The following is a 17,025-nucleotide window of genomic DNA, read 5'->3' on the forward strand; positions in this document are numbered from 1 at the left end:
TCTTTATTTTATGAAAAAGGAAGAAGGTAAACACAGAATACTAATTTTAGGGGCCAGCGGATTTTTGGGCGGTGCTCTTTATAAAGAACTCTGCTCCTATTTTAAAACTTTTGGCACCTATCATAAGGATAACATAACCTTTAGTAAGAACAATCATTTTTTTCAATATAATTTAGAAGAAGATGATGTGTTTGAAATACTAGATATTGTAAAGCCAACTATTATTATATCATCATTAAGAGGAGATTTTTCAGCTCAAGTAATTGTGCATACACACCTATCTGAATATATAATTTCTCATAACTGTAAACTTATTTTCTTATCATCAGCCAATGTTTTTGATGCTTACAGCAAATACCCAAGTTATGAGCATGATAAAACACTAAGCAATAGTATTTATGGACATTTCAAAATAAAAATTGAAAATATGCTCTTGCGTTTACCAAAAAAGAAAACAGCAATTATAAGATTGCCAATGGTTTTTGGAGCACAATCGCCTAGGTTAAATATTATTATTCAAAGTTTAAAAGAACAAACACCTATTGATGTTTTTCCTAACTTGATAATGAATGTCACTACAGATTCAAAGTTTAGTCAACAAATTCATTACATTATTAATCGTGATAAATCTGGTGTTTTTCATTTAGGAAGTAATGATTTGGTTCATCATGATGATTTTATAAAAGAAATTATTGAGTCGCTTGGCAGCAAAAATGCGATCCTGAAAAATGTTTATACCACTAATGATGAACGCTATTTAGCAGTCTTACCAAAAGACAATTTGTTACCTAAACATTTACAATTGCAAAGTCAAGATATATTAGCTGAAATAAAATAATAACTTATTGTTACACTATAAATCATTAAATTAGTTGGAAAACCAGATATAAAAACTAATATCATGAATAAACTTTCAGAACAAGAAATTGAAACAAGATTATTAAGGTTTCCAGATTGGGAATATTATGATGCTGCCATTCACGCAGAATTTGAATTTGAAAATTTTAAGGACTGCTTTAGTGCTATGAGTCGAATTGCATTTGAGTGTGAAGCTTTAAATCATCATCCAGATTGGTCAAATGTATATAATGTACTCACTATTTCCCTTTCTACACATAGTGCAAATGGAGTAACCGACTTAGATTTTAAACTAGCAGAGGCCATAGAAACTATTGTAGAACCTGATGAAGAATAATTTTATTTATTCAAGTAGCCTTATTATTTTTGCACTCAGAAAATAAAACAATAAAATTCCTTTGTTAAGGAATATAAAAACTATATAAATATGGGAAGAGCTTTTGAATTTAGAAAAGCACGTAAAATGAAGCGTTGGTCTGCCATGAGCAAAGCTTTTACACGCATTGGTAAAGATATAGTAATGGCTGTAAAAGAAGGTGGACCCGATCCGGCAAGCAATGCACGTTTAAGAGCCGTTATACAAAATGCAAAGGCAGTGAATATGCCTAAAGATAATGTTGAGCGTGCCATAAAAAGAGCAAGCGATAAAAGTCAAGGCGATTATAAAGAAGTTATTTTTGAAGGTTACGCTCCTCACGGAATTGCTGTTTTAGTTGAAACCGCTACAGATAATAATACTAGAACTGTCGCTAACGTAAGAAGTTATTTCAATAAATGTGATGGCAGTTTAGGAACATCAGGTTCGGTTGTTTTTATGTTTGACCATACTTGCAATTTCAGAATTAATGCTGAAGGTCTAGATCCTGAAGAAGTTGAATTAGAATTTATCGATTATGGTGCAGAAGAAGTTTTTGCTGATGAAGACGGCATTTTAATTTACGCGCCTTTTGAAAGTTTTGGAGCCATACAATCTGCTTTAGAAGAAAAAGGGATAGAAATTTTGTCCTCTGGTTTTGAACGTATTCCACAGGTTACCAAGCAATTAAGTGCAGATGAAGTAGCAGATGTTGAGAAATTATTAGAGAAACTGGAAGAAGACGATGATGTGCAATACGTATATCATACAATGCAAGAAACAGAAGAATAGTTAACTATTCAATATAAATATTAAGAGAGCCATTTGGCTCTCTTTTTTTGTTTTATATAAAAATAAATTAGAATTCTTGTATATATTTTCCTGTAACAATTGTCATAGGAATTGCTGATTATATTAATTAAATTAATAGCATTCTCTAATACTCAAGCATATGTCTAAAAAAGTAGTTATATGGTTATTCCTAATTATTGCCCTAAAGTGTTTTTCACAATCTACTACTGAAGTAGAAATTAACGACATTACCATTGGCAAAAACAATATTCTTCAAAACGAAATTATTGCCAAAGAATACACATTTGAAAAAAGAATTCATCATTCTTACTTCGACTCTATAACGGGTTATGCTACATTAGAATTAAGAAAATTAAGCAAGAACGGTAAAATTGCTGGTATAAATGGATTGATTGTTGTTTTTGATTTGAACACAAAAAACGTGAAATGGACAAAAAAAATTGATTATTCTACTTCTAGCATAAAACAATACAATGATATAATCATTTTTTCAAAGGCAAATAAAACTATACGTCTCAATATTGAAGATGGCACAGAAATGTGGGAAATCAAAAATGATTTCTATTATGTTGATTATTCTAACAAAATAGCCATTGGTTATAAAAATACCGGTTTAGCAGGAAACATACATACGCTGGAGGGAATTGATTTAACCAATGGAACAATACTTTGGTCAAAAGAATTAAAAAGGGATTATGGTTGGAACAAGATTTATCATTTAAATGATAATGATTTACTTATTGTTTCAGGTGGCTTGCATCGTTTAAATGTTAAAGACGGACAAGGTTGGGATTATGAAACTGTAACTGGTAAAAAGGATTATACAGAAACTATAGCAAAAAATGTTGGAGGAATAGCATTAGGTCTTTTAACAGGAACTTATTTAGTGTCTACGGGTTCTAATGTAGTTACTGATGTTGTTTCTAATGCAGTTATTGATAGTACTAATATATACATGGCTTCTAAGGAGCAATTAATATGCTTGAAAAAAGATAATGGCTCCGTCATTTGGTCATATCAGTTACCAAAAGATTCAACTAGTAAATCATCTCTTATAATTCAAGATTCCTCTTTGCTTTTAATTAATCAAGGCTATGCTTATTGGAGAAATAGAACAACAAATTTTGGAGAACCATTTATTTTGAAAATGAATAAAACAACCGGAAAAGAAGTGTATTTTAAAACTTTAAATCAAAAGGATAATCCACTTTACGATTATAAAACCAAAAACGATAGTCTATTAGCATTATTTAAAGGTCAAATCGTTAATTATTCCCTATCAGAAGGTTTAAGCTTACAAACAAAAACCTTTAGTAGTGACACATATGGAGATCTTAAATTTTTTGTTGGAAATAATCTCTATAAAAAAATAGAGAATTCAGATTCAAACTATGTTACAGTTAACGACTCCATCAATAGTTTTGTACAAACAAGCAAGGGAAAAACACTTAAAATTGATAAAGATTTTAATGTTATTGAAGAATATGATTTTGATAATTTATATTTAAGACATAGCATTTATAAAAACCACACATTGCTTAATCAAAAAGACGTTACTATAATTTTAGATTCAAATAATAAACCAGTTGCCGAATTAAATGTTTCATTTGATTCGCTTATCATTGGAGACAAGTTATATGATTTAAAAGATAATAAGTTATTAGAAATAAATCTTACCGAAATACTCAACGCTACAAATGAGAGTTCTTTTTAATAGATTTTAAAATACTTTTTTTGTAGTTATCATTTTTCTTAAAAAGGCTATATAATTAAATCAATTATATTAAATTCAATGCCTAATAACATAACAATTCCATTTTGACAATAATTCCATACCTAAAAAAGTTTTTACTTGTAGCTTTTATTTTTGTTTCAACACTACATATTAATGCTCAGGAGAAACATGAAGCTAGATTTCAATCTATCGATGTTATCAATTATAAGTTTGTAATAGCTTTAACAGACGAAACAAATGAAATTAATGGTACTGCAGAAATAAAAATAAAATTTAATAAAGCAGTTAAAGATTTTTATCTTGATTTGGTTTCAAAACAACCAGATAATACCGGAATGACCGTGGAATCTGTTTTAGAAAATAATCAACCAATTTCCTTTTTACAAAACAGCAACCAACTTTTAATAAATATAAGTCAATCAAACACAAACGAATTAAGAACCTATATTATCAAGTACAAAGGCATTCCTGCTGATGGTTTAATTATTTCAAAAAACAAGTTTGGTGACAGAACTTTTTTTGGAGATAACTGGCCAGATAGAGCCAAAAACTGGTTACCAGTAGTAGATCATCCTTCAGACAAAGCAACCGTTGAATGGGATATAACAGCGCCTTCTTATTACCAAACCATAGGAAACGGTTTAATGATAGAGAAAACCAATATTGATGATAAAACAACCTTAACTCGCTGGAAAATGGATACACCAATTCCAACAAAAGTCATGGTAATTGGTGTAGCTCGGTTTGCTGTTGAAAATCTGGAAGAAATATATAATATTCCCGTTTCATCTTGGGTTTATCCTCAAGATAGAGATAATGGCTTTAAAGATTATTCCTTAGCAATTCCTGCACTAGATTTTATGATTAATCATGTTGGTCCTTATCCTTTTGATAAACTAGCCAATGTCCAGTCAAAAACACTTTATGGAGGTATGGAAAATGCTGGAAACATTTTTTATAACGAAAAGAGTGTTACAGGAAATGGTGACTTTGAAGCTGTTATTGCACATGAAATTGCACACCAATGGTTTGGAGATTCTGCTTCAGAAAAAAACTGGTACCACGTTTGGTTAAGCGAAGGCTTTGCGACCTATTTTGAAAATCTTTTTTATGAAAACAGATATGGGCGCGATTCATTTGTAAAAAAAATGGATGAAGACAGAGCAAAGGCTATAATATTTTCAAAGAAAAATCAATCACCAATTGTTGACACAACTATAACAGATTATTTAAAATTATTAAGTCCAAATACTTATGAAAAAGCAAGCTGGGTTTTACATATGTTAAGAAAAGATTTAGGTGACGATTTATTCTGGAAAGGCATTAAAAAATATTATGACACTTACAAGTATGGTAATGCTTTAAGTGAAGATTTTCAACGAGTTATGGAAGACATTTCAGGAAAAAATTTAAATAGCTATTTTAAACAATGGTTATATCAGTCAGGTCATCCAAAGCTTGATATTTCATGGAATGTAAACAATGATTTAACTATTGAAATTAAACAAATTCAAGAAAATATTTTCTACTTCCCTATCGAAATCAAATGCAATTATGAAGACGGAACTTCTTCTATTGAAACTATAAATGTGGTTGATAAAATTCAAAAAGTTAATATTCCAAGCACTAAAAAAATTATTTCCATAGAACCAGATCCTAATACTTGGTTATTTTTTGAATTGAACTCTTTAAAGTAGATTTAAATATTTTATTTATATGATAAAAGTCAATTTTTAGGCTATAGAAATTTGATAATTTTATTCGCTGAAAGATTATAATATCTTTTTGGAATTCTAAACATATCATAGTATGAATAAAATATTGTCTACAATACTTTCATTGAGTTTAATCGTAATGTTTTCTTGTAAAAACCAGGAAAAAGAAGAAAAAGTTACAAAAGCTGAAGAACATAAACATTGGAGTTACCAAGGAGAAACATCACCAGAACATTGGATAGAAATTGAAAAGAATTCTGATTGTGATGGAAAACGACAATCACCTATTAACATCATTGACATTAATACGATATCAGTTGATTCTGCTAAAGGTTTAAACATCCTTTATTCTCCAGAAACTATTTTAAATAAAGTTGTGAATAATGGTCATTCTATTCAATTTGATTTTAATTCAGGTGATTCCATAGTATATAAAAATGAGGTTTTTCATTTAAAGCAAATTCATTTTCATGAATCTTCAGAACATATTATTAATGGTGTAAAATATCCAACAGAAATACATCTTGTGCATCAAAGTGACTCAAAAAAGCTTACTGTTTTGAGTATTTTATGTATGGAAGGACAAGAAAGCCAATTATTTGAGTTTTTTGAAAGCTTTTTACCAATTGAAAGTGGACAATTTAAAAACATAGATAAGACTATTGACCTAATGAATTTGTTGCCAGAGGACAAATCATTTTATTCTTACAGTGGCTCATTAACAACACCACCATGTACTGAAAATGTTAATTGGGTAGTATTTAAGCAGCCCATAATAATTTCGTTAGAAGAAGTTTTAAAACTTAAAGATAATATGCCTATTAATAATTATAGAAATGAACAACCTTTAAACGACAGAAAGGTTTATTATAATTATTAGGAAGGGTTTATTTATTTCTAACGTAAATCAATTTAAACCTTCCGTTACTTTGATCTCTTTGCTCAGTTTCAAAAATATCCAACGATTTAAATAAAGGCGTTAGTTTTTCAAAACCAAAGTTTCTTGCATCAAAATTGGGCTGTTTTTTTAGAATAAGTGACCCAACATCACCTAAAAAAGCCCATCCATCTTCATCTGCAGCATCAGAAACAGACGTTTTAAGCATCCTTATTACTTTAGGTGTAATATTATACAAGTTGGTTTTTACGGTTTTTCCACCAGCTTCAGATTTTTCTTCATAAGTTTTTAAAATTTCAAGGTAAATAAACTTATCGCAGGCAACAATAAATGGGTCAGGTGTTTTCTTTTCACCTATTCCATATACTTGCAAGCCAGCTTCACGCAAACGTGTCGCTAATTTAGTAAAATCACTATCTGATGAAGCTAAACAAAACGCATCAACTTTATTGGAATATAAAATATCCATAGCATCAATTATCATAGCAGAATCTGTAGCGTTCTTCCCAGTAGTATAGCTATATTGTTGCACTGGACTTATGGCATTTTCAAGTAACACACTTTTCCATTTTGCCAAATGAGGCTTAGTCCAATCTCCATAAATTCTTTTTATCGTTGGTGTTCCGTATTTAGCAATTTCTTCCATCATTTCAGTAATGTACTTAGATGGTATATTATCTCCATCTATTAAAACGGCTATTTTTGTATCTTTTATCATATCTGTTAAAGGTAGTAAAAATAGAGTTGTGCAAGCTCTATTTAGTCACCTAGAATTAAAAACCAATTTATTTTCTTTTGATGTTTTTAACTTTTTTATGAGTATTCGGGAATTTTGCCCTTTACCCCTTTAAAAAAAGCATGCATAAATTCAAAATCTTTTTCGATATCATCTGTAGGATAGAACGGTTCTGAGATTTTATTTTGTTTATTTTCAAAATCAAAAGTGAACATGATGATTGGTACTTTAGCTTCTTTTGCTATATAATAAAATCCTGTTCGCCATTTAGTTACTTTTTTTCTTGTTCCTTCAGGAGACATAGCCATCCTAAACTCCTCCCTGTCTTTAAAAAGTTTTGCAATGGCTTGAACTTTATTTTCTTTGGCATGTCTATCAATTGGAGCTCCTCCTAAAATTCTGAAAAGCCATCCTATTGGGAAAACAAATAATTCTTTTTTTCCAACAAAATTTGTTTTTACATTTAACACAGAACGCAGTAAAACACCCATATAGAAGTCGTGCCAACTGGTGTGCGGTGCAGCTATAATAACTGCTTTTTTAATAGAGTCTTTTGATATATTTGTATTGCCAACAACTTTCCATCCTAAAAGTTTAAAATAAATAAATTTGGATAGCCATTGCATATTACATTTTTTGGTATAAGTGTTTTAATTTTTCTCTTGTAATGGTTTTTTTCCAGTTTTTACCTAAGGCATTTTCCCAAAGAGGTTCTAAACTTAATGAAATATTTATCATTACATCAAATTCAGAATAGTCTAAGTTAGCACAAATACCTTTAGGTAATTCAATATGATGTTTCTTTTTCATTGTTTTGAAAAGAGCTACACCTTCGGGATAAAACTCTTCTAAATGGTCAAATACAATGCAATTGCCTATACCATGTTTTATTCCTAATAAATATGACAACCCATAACTCATAGCGTGAGCGACTCCAACTTGAGAATAGGCTATACTCATGCCTCCATGCCAAGAAGCCATCATGAGTTTATCTTGTGCCTCAGTTTCAGACATGTCACCTAAAAATATTTCTTTGCAAAGTTGTAGTGATATGTCGCCATAACTTTGACTAAATGAGTTTAAATAACTCCCAGTTAATGATTCTATACAATGAATATAACAATCCATTCCTGTATAAAACCATTGGTTTTTTGGAACTCCCTTTGTTAACTCAGGATCTAATATTACCTGATCAAAAGGTGTAAAGTCTGAATTTATACCTAGCTTCATTTCAGGACCAGTAAGCACCGTTGTTCTGGAAACTTCGGCACCAGTTCCTGAGATTGTTGGAATACCAACATGATAAATTGCAGGGTTTTTAACTAAATCCCAACCTTGATAATCTTTGGCTTCACCTTCATTAGTTAACATAATAGCGACAGCTTTTGCTAAATCCAATAAAGTACCACCACCAATACCAATAATACCTGAAGTACCTTGTCTTGAGGTTAATATAATATCTTCAACTAAACTATCAACTTGCGACGTTTTAGGTTCTTCTTTTGCCGAAATATAAATCACTTTATCATCATAAGCTAATGGTATTCTTGAAGTTAACCATGCGTTACCTTTAAAAACATCATCAACCAAAAAAATAAATGGGGCATTTACATTTAATCGTTTTGGGGAAATTATTTCACTTAACTGATTGAAACTACCTCTGCCAAAAATAACTCTTGGCACCATTGGAAAGTTTTTATAACTCATTTAATATATTTTCTTTTACACAAAGTAAAATTAGTATTATTTTAAAATTTAAGCATTCAAAAAATCTTGAAATTTTTCTGAAAATAAACCAATATCATAACCATCTACTAATGCATGGTTTACACTAATTGATACATTCATCAAAAAATTTACTTTACTAGCTTTACTGAAAGCAATTTTAGGCACCGAGTCAAATGGTGTTGATATAGGTTCTTTATGTCCTGTAAAATTTAACCAAGGCATTGCAGAACAATGAATGCAATCCAATCCGTTTTTATGTGGATATAAATCATCGGATAAATTAATTCTCTTTTTTTCTGACTCAATATTTTTTATAAATACGCTTAAATCAGAATTAAAATCAATAAACGAAAAACCAAAAGTATTATTATCTCTCATGATTGTTGCTGATGCATGTATTGTATCAAACTCAACTACATCATTCTCTAGAATTCTTAATTTTAAAGCCTTTACAGCATTAATTGCCTTCATGCAATCATGTAAATATTTAGCAAAAAAGCTAAGTCCATTATCTTTTGAAAATTGGTACGCTTTAGTCACATTAAACGGAATAGTTACTGCAAAATAAGGATCAATTAAGCCTTTAAAATGCTCATAATGTTGTTTTCTATTCCAAGTATCTATATCTAAAACCTTCACCCTAGTTCAAAAAATTTAAAACGTCTCTTAAACTACTAATGGTTTTATAGGTTTTACCATTGGTTTCCTTTTCAGTTACTTGTTCATGAGCCCATGTTGTATGAAAAGGCACATGTATAGCATTTGCGTTTAAATGAACTAATGGTAATATATCTGATTTTAACGAATTTCCTATCATTAAAAATTCAGAAGGTTTAATATCTAAATGGTTTAAAAGTTTTGAATAATTAATCTCTTGTTTATCACTCATTACTTCAATATGATGAAAATAATCTGTCAATCCAGATTTTTCCAATTTACGCTCCTGGTCGAGTAAATCACCTTTGGTAGCCAATATCAATCGGTATTTTTTTGATAACTCTTTAAGTACTTCTTCTACTCCATCTAAAAGTTCAACAGGTTTTTCCAACATGTTTTTACCTATATTAAGAATAGATTCTATGGTTTTTTGGGAGACATTGAAATTAGATATTTCCAAAGCCATTTCAACCATAGATAAAGCAAACGCTTTTACACCATAACCATATAATGGAAGATTTTTCATTTCCATTTTAAATAGTTCCTGGTCTGTTTTGTTAGGAGTTTCGTATTCTGCCATTAAATTGCAAAACTCAATTTCAGCTTCACGAAAATAGGTTTCATTAACCCACAACGTGTCATCTGCATCAAAACCAATAACTTTTATATGTTGATAATCTATTTCCATAGTTTTTTTGCGCGTTCTAAATCTTCTGGCGTGTCAATTTCAACTCCTTGAACATCAGTTTCCACCATTTTAATACGCTTACCATATTCTAAATACCTTATACATTCTATCTTTTCAGAAGCTTCTAACTTTAACATTGGCAAGTGATAAAAATCTAAAATGGCTTCTTTTCTAAAAGCATAAACCCCTTTGTGTTTATAGTATTTTACCTCAACATTTTTATCTCTTGGATAAGGAATTGGGCTTCTAGAAAAATATAATGCTAAATTATCTTTATCCACAATAACCTTGACTGTATTTGGATTGCTGATTTCCTCCCAATCTGTAATATGAACCATTAAAGATGCTAAATCAATTTTTTTATCATGATCATCTTTAAAAACTTCAATCAACTTTTTTAATGACTCTTTTTCTGTGAAAGGTTCATCACCTTGAACATTAATAACGATGTCAATATCTAAAAACTCAACAGCTTCAGCAATTCTATCGCTTCCACATTCATGCTCCTTTATACTCATCATGGCTTTGCCTCCATTATTTACAATTTCATCATAAATAATTTTACTATCAGTAACAACAAGCACATCATCAAATAAATTTGTTGCAACAGTAGCTTCATAAGTACGGACAATAACGCTTTTTCCACCGAGGTCCTGCATTAATTTTCCAGGGAAACGAGATGCACTGTAACGTGCTGGAATCATTGAAATTATTTTCATCAAATTTTAAATCAAATCAGTTTCAAAAATATAATAATTATTAGGAATCTAAACTTTTGGCCTCTTAAACTTTTTATAAAACTTAAAAACAATAAATAGAATAAGTACTACTAAAATTAAGGCAAAAATTGGAAGTACTATTGAAATTAAAGACATTATAAATGCGGTTCCAGTTTCCACTGTTGAAACTAATGGATTTCCAATTCCTCCGGTTGTTACCGTAGATGTTAATCTAGCTGCACTAGAAGTCCCTGATATGGCTGCTGCAGTTCCACCACCAGCAATTATAGCTAAAGCCCAAGTCATTTCAGGACTTAAATTTACAACGGTAGATAACATGATTACTGTTCCAGCAAAAGCTGCTAATGGGACTGCTATACTATCTAATAAATTATCGATATATGGAATGAAATAAGCAAATATTTCAACTAAAGTAGCCACTCCTAGAATGATTAAAGCTGAAAGACTTCCTATCCATTGCCAAGAATCATTCAAATCTAAAACATTAAAATAAGAAGATAAGCTTAATGCAAACAAAGGCAAGAATACCCTGAAACCAACAGAAGCAGCTAATCCAATTCCGAGACAAATACTTATTATTGTTTCTAAATTCATATTTTAAATATAATCAAAAACTAGTCTTCAAAGAAATCATCTTTAAAACCTATTAAATAAAGTTTTTCTTTAGCTCTAGTAACTGCAGTATATAGCCAGCGTAAATATTCTTTGTCTATGCCATTTGGTAAGTAAGGCTGTTCTACAAAAACGGTATTCCATTGTCCTCCTTGTGATTTATGACATGTTATGGCATACGAAAACTTAACCTGCAAAGCGTTAAAATACTTATTGCTCTTAATTTTTAAAAACTTTCTGTAATTGCTGGCTTCAGACTCATAATCTTTCATGACTTCTTGATATAATCTATTGCTTTCTTCATACGATAATGAAGGTGCTTCAGATTCAATGGTATTGAGCAACAAAACGGTTTCAAAAGGTTGCATTTTTGGATAATCAACCATTCTTACTTTTACTTCGGCAAAACGAAATCCGTATAAATCAATGATATTGAAGATTTCCAGTACTTCAATAATATCTCCGTTGGCAATAAAACCTGCTTCGGTTGTAGGTTTTATCCAAAAATAATTATTTTTAACAACCATGATATAATCGCCAGGTGTCAATTCATTTTCATTAAATAAAATCCGATTTCTAATTTGCTGATTATATAGGTTAGCCCGTTTATTGCTTCTTACTATAATAGTGGTTTCTTCATGACCCAAATTGCTATACGAATCATTTATAGCATCCATAACTTCTTGCCCATCAATTAATCTTATAATATCCTTAAAAGGTTTTAAATCAAACTTAAAAGAGTCATGAAATGAATTTGACAAGGCTTCACGCAAAACCGTAGCATTTGCTAAAATACCAGAATCAAATTCCTGACGAACTACTTCATCCAATTCCATTTTAGTGACTTCTTTATTATAATTCAAGCTTAGGGAATCTTCATTTAACGCAGGACTTAAATCTAACATTACTGGCGGTAACTGAGCTGTATCACCAATAAGGAGTAATTTACATTGGTGCCCAGAATAAACGTATTGCATCAAATCATCTAAAAGCGAGCCGTTTTCAAATAATTTTGATTCACCGGGAGTATCTGGAATCATGGAAGCTTCATCGACTATAAATAAGGTGTTTTTATGTTTATTGGGTTGAAGCACAAATTTCACACCTCCATTTTTTTCTTTTTTCGGGAAATAAATTTTCTTGTGAATGGTAAAAGCTTCTTTACCTGAATAATTTGAAATAACTTTTGCTGCTCTACCAGTTGGCGCCATTAAAACAGCACTTTTTTTAGCTTTCCACAAATTTGTTACAATTGTTCCAACGATTGTAGTCTTTCCTGTACCAGCATATCCTTTTAAAACATACAGGGAATTGGGCTGTTTGTTAAAAATAAATTCAGATAATTGATTTAAGACAATATTTTGTTTTTGGGTCGGTTCAAATGGAAATTGCTGTTTTATAAGTGAATAAAATTCAGATGCAGTCATTAATGTCTTAAATATTATAAATTATTCAAATATAGAAAGGATTTTTACCAACATTGGTTTTTACGATTAAAAAAAAATTGTAGATTTGCGTATAACGTATAATAAAATAAAAATTAACAAATAACTACTATGTTTAAAATACTTCTTATTGCTGTTGTTGTAATTCTAGTCACGTTTGGTTTGGTTAAGCTAGTTGACAAATTCATTCCTTCAAAATTTAAACCATTTCTAATAATAGCACTTTGGATTCTTATTGGTTTTTTAGGCTATAAAACATATATGTCAATATATGAACCAATTAAATTTAATGAAGTAAAAAATAAACGTTACGCAGAAGTTATTAAGAATTTAATTGATATCAGAGATTCTCAGTTAGCTTACAGACAAGTAAATGGAAAATTTGCTGACAATTTCGATAACTTAGTTAAATTCATTGATACTGCTAAATTTACTATTACTCAAAGACGTGATACAAGTATTGTAGATGTTGAAGCAACCAAAAGATTTGGAGGCGTTATTACAACCAAATCAATAGTTTTAATTGATACATTAGGATTTGTACCTGTTAAAGATTCATTATTCAAAAAATCTATTAGATATAAAACTATGATGAATGTTCCTGTTGGACAAGAAGGAGCAAAATTTGAGTTAAAAGCTGGTGTTTTAGAGCAAAATGATGTTAAGATTCCTGTTTTTGAAGCTTCAGTTAAAAAAGATGTTATTTTATTTGATCAAAACCGCGACTTAGTGATTCAAGAAAACCAAGTTGTTTCTGTTGATGGAGTAAATGGTGATGCATTAAAAGTAGGTTCTATGGATGAAGTTAAAACTAACGGAAACTGGCCAAAAACTTATGGCGATAACGAGTAATATCTCAAACAAAATATTAAATCAGGAATTGTCCATTCAAGTTAGTTTGAGTGGACTTTCTTTTTGTATCCTACAAAAAGACACCAATACAATTTCTTTTTTAAAACATTTTGCGTTTGAAAAAAAACAAAACCCCTTTGAAGTATTAGATACTTTAAAACATGTTTTTAATACTGAAGAAGTATTGAAAAGCGATTTTAAATCTGTTTATGTTACTCATGTTAATGAACTTTCTACATTAGTGCCAAAACCATTTTTTAACGAAGATAATCTAGCCGATTATTTAAAGTTCAATTCCAAAATTCTAAAAGCAGATTTTATAACATTTGATGATATAACTATTAATGACACAGTTAATATTTACGTTCCTTATGTTAATGTAAACAATTTCATTTACGATATGTTTGGTAGTTTTACATACAAACATTTTTCAACAGTTTTAATTGAAAATATATTGGTTATTGAAAAAAATTCTGAAGAACCTAAAGTTTATGCGAACATCGATTCTGATCATTTTGAAATTATAATCATTAAAAATGGTAAACTATTAATTTACAATACCTTTGAATATTCTACAAAAGAAGATTTTATATATTATTTACTTTTTACAACAGAGCAATTACAATTAAACCCAGAAACCTTACATTTAGTGCTATTAGGAGATATTGATAAAAACAGTGACCTTTATAAAATTGCATACGAATATATTAGACATGTAAATTTTGGGAGCAGGCATGATTCATACAAGTATCTTGATAAGCCTAAAACAAATTATTCAGATTTCACTTTAATAAAAAGTTTTTAATGCGGATCATTTCAGGATTATATAAAAGCAGGAAAATTGTAGCTCCTAAAAATTTACCAGTTCGCCCAACGACCGACATGGCTAAAGAAGGATTGTTTAATATTTTAAATAATCTATTTTATTTTGATGACATTTCTGTATTGGATTTGTTTGCTGGGACAGGTAATATTAGTTATGAGTTTGCTTCTAGAGGCACTACTAGTATTTATTGTGTGGATGAAGATTTTGGATGCATTAAATTCATCAATCAAACAGCCGAAGCTTTTAAAATGCCTATTCAAACTATTAAAAGCGATGTGTTTAAATATTTAGAAAAAGCAACCATGCAAACCAATATTATTTTTGCAGATCCTCCTTATGGTTTTTCTGATGAATTATTTAATAAAATCCCAGAGTTAGTCTTTCAAAACAATCTTTTACTAGAAGATGGCGTATTAATCATTGAGCATTCAAAGCACACTAGCCTATCAAACCAAAATCATTTTAGTTATTCAAAAAGTTATGGCGGTAATATGTTTAGCTTTTTTGAAATATCTTAATTTAAAGTTTTTTATTATAATTCCTTTTTTTTTCAGTACATTAGATTTCTCCTTAAGAGTCCCAGACTCTATTTATTCTTATCTTAAACTAACTAAAAAATATTTTTTTGGTTCTTATTTATGGCATTTGTGTGTATTAACCAACAAAACCATAACAATGAAAAAAATTTTATTACTCGGATTAGCTGTTATTTTCCTTGCAGCATGTGAAAAACAAAAACAACAATACTTTTCTGAATCTCCAGAAATTGAAACAGTAAAAGTTGGCATCAAAGCCTATGAAACTCAAGATTGGACTACATGGAAAGCAAACTTTGCAGATACGGCAAAAATATACCACAATACAATCAAGGGAATAACTCCAGATGAAGATTTGGAAGATATTCAGGAAATGATTTCAAACTTATCTTCCTATAAATTTGATGAAAAAGAAACCTTTATTGAAATGGTAATTGATAAAGACGATGAAACTTGGGTTAATTACTGGTCTGTTTGGAAAGGTAAATTAGCTGCAAATAATCAAGAGTTAACCATTCCAGTTCATTTAACAATGCAATTTATCAATGGGAAAATTGTGAAAGAGTATGGTTATTGGGATTCGGCACCAATGGTTATGGCATTTCAAGAAATAGCTTCGGCTAAAATGGAAGAGACAACAGAAAATCAATAAAATTTAAACCAACAAAAACAATTTATTATGAAAAGTTTAAAAACAATCTTAATCATCACCATTTTATTATGCATCTCAATTAATTTGTCACATGCTCAAAAAATGTATTTAGTTCATGTAGATTATGTTAATCCATCAAAACTTATGGAATATAACAAAATAGCTAAAGATTTTACTGATGCCTGCAAAAAATACAATCCTGAAGGCAGTTGGATTACCGCTGTTACTAGTGATAATAGATATATGTACGTTAGTCCATTGGAAAATTTTGCAGAATTAGATAAAAACACGTTTTCAGATATGGCCAAAGCTATGGGAGACGACTTTGGTAAAATGTTCAAAGATTTTAACACATGTTATGATAAACATGGCGATTTTGTAATAACTTTAGATGAAAGCTTAAGTTATATGCCAGAAGGTATTACGCAAACCCAAGAAGGTCAAAATTATCGCAAATATTATTTTATATACTATAAACCACAAGATCAAGCTGCTCTTAGAGAAGCAATGAAAGGAGTTAAAGGATTATTTTCAGAAAAAGGCTCAAAAGAATATTACAGAGTGTATCAAAGCGGGTTTGGAGTTATAAATAGCTATTATATGGTTGCCATTTCTGCTAAGGATGAAGCAGATTCATCTATTAGAGGTAAAGCTAATGATGAACTTTTAGGAGAAGGTGCAAAAGATGTATTTGGCAAGGTTATGAGTGCAGCCGCAAAGTTTGAAGAAGTCTCTGGTTGGATAAGACCAGATTTGGCTTACTCTTCTAAATAATTAAAATATAAAAAACCTAACCTAACCAATCTATAATTTTTTAAATGAAAAACCCTTCTTGAAATAAGAAGGGTTTTTTATAAGTAAGTAAATCTATAAGCCGAATTCTGTACTTTTTCTTAAAAAGAAAAAGCCCTTATCATTTATCTGAGTGCATTGTTGCCAATACACTTTAGCTGCCTACCCTCCAACAATCGAGCGTGCAGCTCTCAAACGTTGGTATACATGACATTGCACCACATAGAGTTTACCTGGTTTCACTACAGCATGACCTGTACATACTTTCTGTTGCACTTTTCCTAGCCTCACGACTGGTGGTTATTAGCCACTATGTTGCACTATGGTGTTCGGACTTTCCTCCATTCGCCGAAACGAACAGCGATAAGGCAATCTACTTAATGGCAA

At 30.2% G+C, this 17,025-nt stretch carries 19 protein-coding genes and 1 other RNA gene; 11 read left to right on the forward strand and 9 right to left on the reverse strand.

Features of this window, described 5'->3' with window-relative positions; translation table 11 throughout:
• Positions 1-10: 10 nt before the first annotated feature.
• The 6 genes from V8G69_RS15795 (at position 11) to V8G69_RS15820 (ending at position 6,356) form a co-directional block, all read left to right on the forward strand.
• Entirely contained in the window at positions 11-838 is an 828-nt protein-coding gene (locus tag V8G69_RS15795; protein ID WP_394883127.1) for a sugar nucleotide-binding protein, read from the forward strand.
• 63 nt (positions 839-901) lie between these two features.
• Complete coding sequence (locus tag V8G69_RS15800; protein WP_394883129.1) at positions 902-1,195, forward strand: 4a-hydroxytetrahydrobiopterin dehydratase; 294 nt, start codon at positions 902-904, stop codon at positions 1,193-1,195.
• A gap of 90 nt (positions 1,196-1,285) precedes the next feature.
• On the forward strand, positions 1,286-2,005 hold the full coding sequence (locus V8G69_RS15805) for a YebC/PmpR family DNA-binding transcriptional regulator (RefSeq protein WP_394883130.1): 720 nt from the start codon (positions 1,286-1,288) through the stop codon (positions 2,003-2,005).
• Positions 2,006-2,165: 160 nt separating this feature from the next.
• A complete protein-coding gene (locus V8G69_RS15810) occupies positions 2,166-3,740 on the forward strand; it encodes a PQQ-binding-like beta-propeller repeat protein (protein WP_394883131.1) in 1,575 nt (524 codons plus the stop codon).
• Positions 3,741-3,844: 104 nt separating this feature from the next.
• The gene (locus V8G69_RS15815) at positions 3,845-5,458 is read left to right on the forward strand and encodes a M1 family metallopeptidase (RefSeq protein WP_394883132.1); all 1,614 of its coding nucleotides are present in this window, start codon (positions 3,845-3,847) and stop codon (positions 5,456-5,458) included.
• 112 nt (positions 5,459-5,570) lie between these two features.
• Entirely contained in the window at positions 5,571-6,356 is a 786-nt protein-coding gene (locus tag V8G69_RS15820; protein WP_394883133.1) for a carbonic anhydrase, read from the forward strand.
• 7 nt (positions 6,357-6,363) lie between these two features.
• Here the strand turns inward: V8G69_RS15820 and V8G69_RS15825 are convergent, their stop codons facing one another.
• From V8G69_RS15825 to V8G69_RS15860, 8 genes are all read right to left on the reverse strand, one after another.
• On the reverse strand, positions 6,364-7,092 hold the full coding sequence (locus V8G69_RS15825; RefSeq protein WP_394883134.1) for an NYN domain-containing protein: 729 nt from the start codon (positions 7,090-7,092) through the stop codon (positions 6,364-6,366).
• Positions 7,093-7,187: 95 nt separating this feature from the next.
• Complete coding sequence (locus V8G69_RS15830) at positions 7,188-7,736, reverse strand: 1-acyl-sn-glycerol-3-phosphate acyltransferase (protein WP_394883135.1); 549 nt, start codon at positions 7,734-7,736, stop codon at positions 7,188-7,190.
• Between the two features lies 1 nt (position 7,737).
• Entirely contained in the window at positions 7,738-8,817 is a 1,080-nt protein-coding gene (locus V8G69_RS15835) for an iron-containing alcohol dehydrogenase family protein (RefSeq protein ID WP_394883136.1), read from the reverse strand.
• Between the two features lie 48 nt (positions 8,818-8,865).
• On the reverse strand, positions 8,866-9,477 hold the full coding sequence (locus V8G69_RS15840) for a CatA-like O-acetyltransferase (protein ID WP_394883137.1): 612 nt from the start codon (positions 9,475-9,477) through the stop codon (positions 8,866-8,868).
• Between the two features lies 1 nt (position 9,478).
• Entirely contained in the window at positions 9,479-10,183 is a 705-nt protein-coding gene (locus V8G69_RS15845; RefSeq protein ID WP_394883138.1) for an HAD family hydrolase, read from the reverse strand.
• A complete protein-coding gene (gene kdsB, locus V8G69_RS15850) occupies positions 10,174-10,902 on the reverse strand; it encodes a 3-deoxy-manno-octulosonate cytidylyltransferase (protein ID WP_394883139.1) in 729 nt (242 codons plus the stop codon). Before kdsB ends, V8G69_RS15845 begins: the two co-directional genes overlap by 10 nt.
• Before the next feature lie 48 nt (positions 10,903-10,950).
• Entirely contained in the window at positions 10,951-11,517 is a 567-nt protein-coding gene (locus V8G69_RS15855; RefSeq protein WP_394883141.1) for a DUF4126 domain-containing protein, read from the reverse strand.
• A gap of 20 nt (positions 11,518-11,537) precedes the next feature.
• A complete protein-coding gene (locus V8G69_RS15860) occupies positions 11,538-12,962 on the reverse strand; it encodes an ATP-dependent RecD-like DNA helicase (RefSeq protein ID WP_394883142.1) in 1,425 nt (474 codons plus the stop codon).
• A gap of 129 nt (positions 12,963-13,091) precedes the next feature.
• Here V8G69_RS15860 and V8G69_RS15865 point away from each other — a divergent pair, with 129 nt between their 5' ends.
• The 5 genes from V8G69_RS15865 (at position 13,092) to V8G69_RS15885 (ending at position 16,620) form a co-directional block, all read left to right on the forward strand.
• Positions 13,092-13,832 carry a hypothetical protein gene (locus tag V8G69_RS15865; protein WP_394883143.1) on the forward strand — a complete coding sequence of 247 codons (741 nt, stop codon included), beginning with the start codon at positions 13,092-13,094 and terminating at the stop codon, positions 13,830-13,832.
• Positions 13,816-14,637 (forward strand): DUF3822 family protein, encoded by an 822-nt coding sequence (locus V8G69_RS15870; RefSeq protein ID WP_394883144.1) that lies wholly within the window; start codon positions 13,816-13,818, stop codon positions 14,635-14,637. Before V8G69_RS15865 ends, V8G69_RS15870 begins: the two co-directional genes overlap by 17 nt.
• The gene (locus V8G69_RS15875) at positions 14,637-15,176 is read left to right on the forward strand and encodes an RsmD family RNA methyltransferase (protein ID WP_394883146.1); all 540 of its coding nucleotides are present in this window, start codon (positions 14,637-14,639) and stop codon (positions 15,174-15,176) included. Before V8G69_RS15870 ends, V8G69_RS15875 begins: the two co-directional genes overlap by 1 nt.
• Before the next feature lie 157 nt (positions 15,177-15,333).
• Entirely contained in the window at positions 15,334-15,846 is a 513-nt protein-coding gene (locus V8G69_RS15880) for a nuclear transport factor 2 family protein (RefSeq protein WP_394883147.1), read from the forward strand.
• 27 nt (positions 15,847-15,873) lie between these two features.
• Positions 15,874-16,620 (forward strand): hypothetical protein, encoded by a 747-nt coding sequence (locus V8G69_RS15885; protein WP_394883148.1) that lies wholly within the window; start codon positions 15,874-15,876, stop codon positions 16,618-16,620.
• An 80-nt stretch (positions 16,621-16,700) separates the two neighbouring features.
• Here the strand turns inward: V8G69_RS15885 and rnpB are convergent.
• An RNA gene (gene rnpB, locus V8G69_RS15890) (RNase P RNA component class A) lies at positions 16,701-17,018 on the reverse strand.
• Between the last annotated feature and the right edge of the window lie 7 nt (positions 17,019-17,025).

This window comes from Gaetbulibacter sp. M235 (assembly GCF_043876835.1).
GTDB lineage: Bacteria > Bacteroidota > Bacteroidia > Flavobacteriales > Flavobacteriaceae > Yeosuana.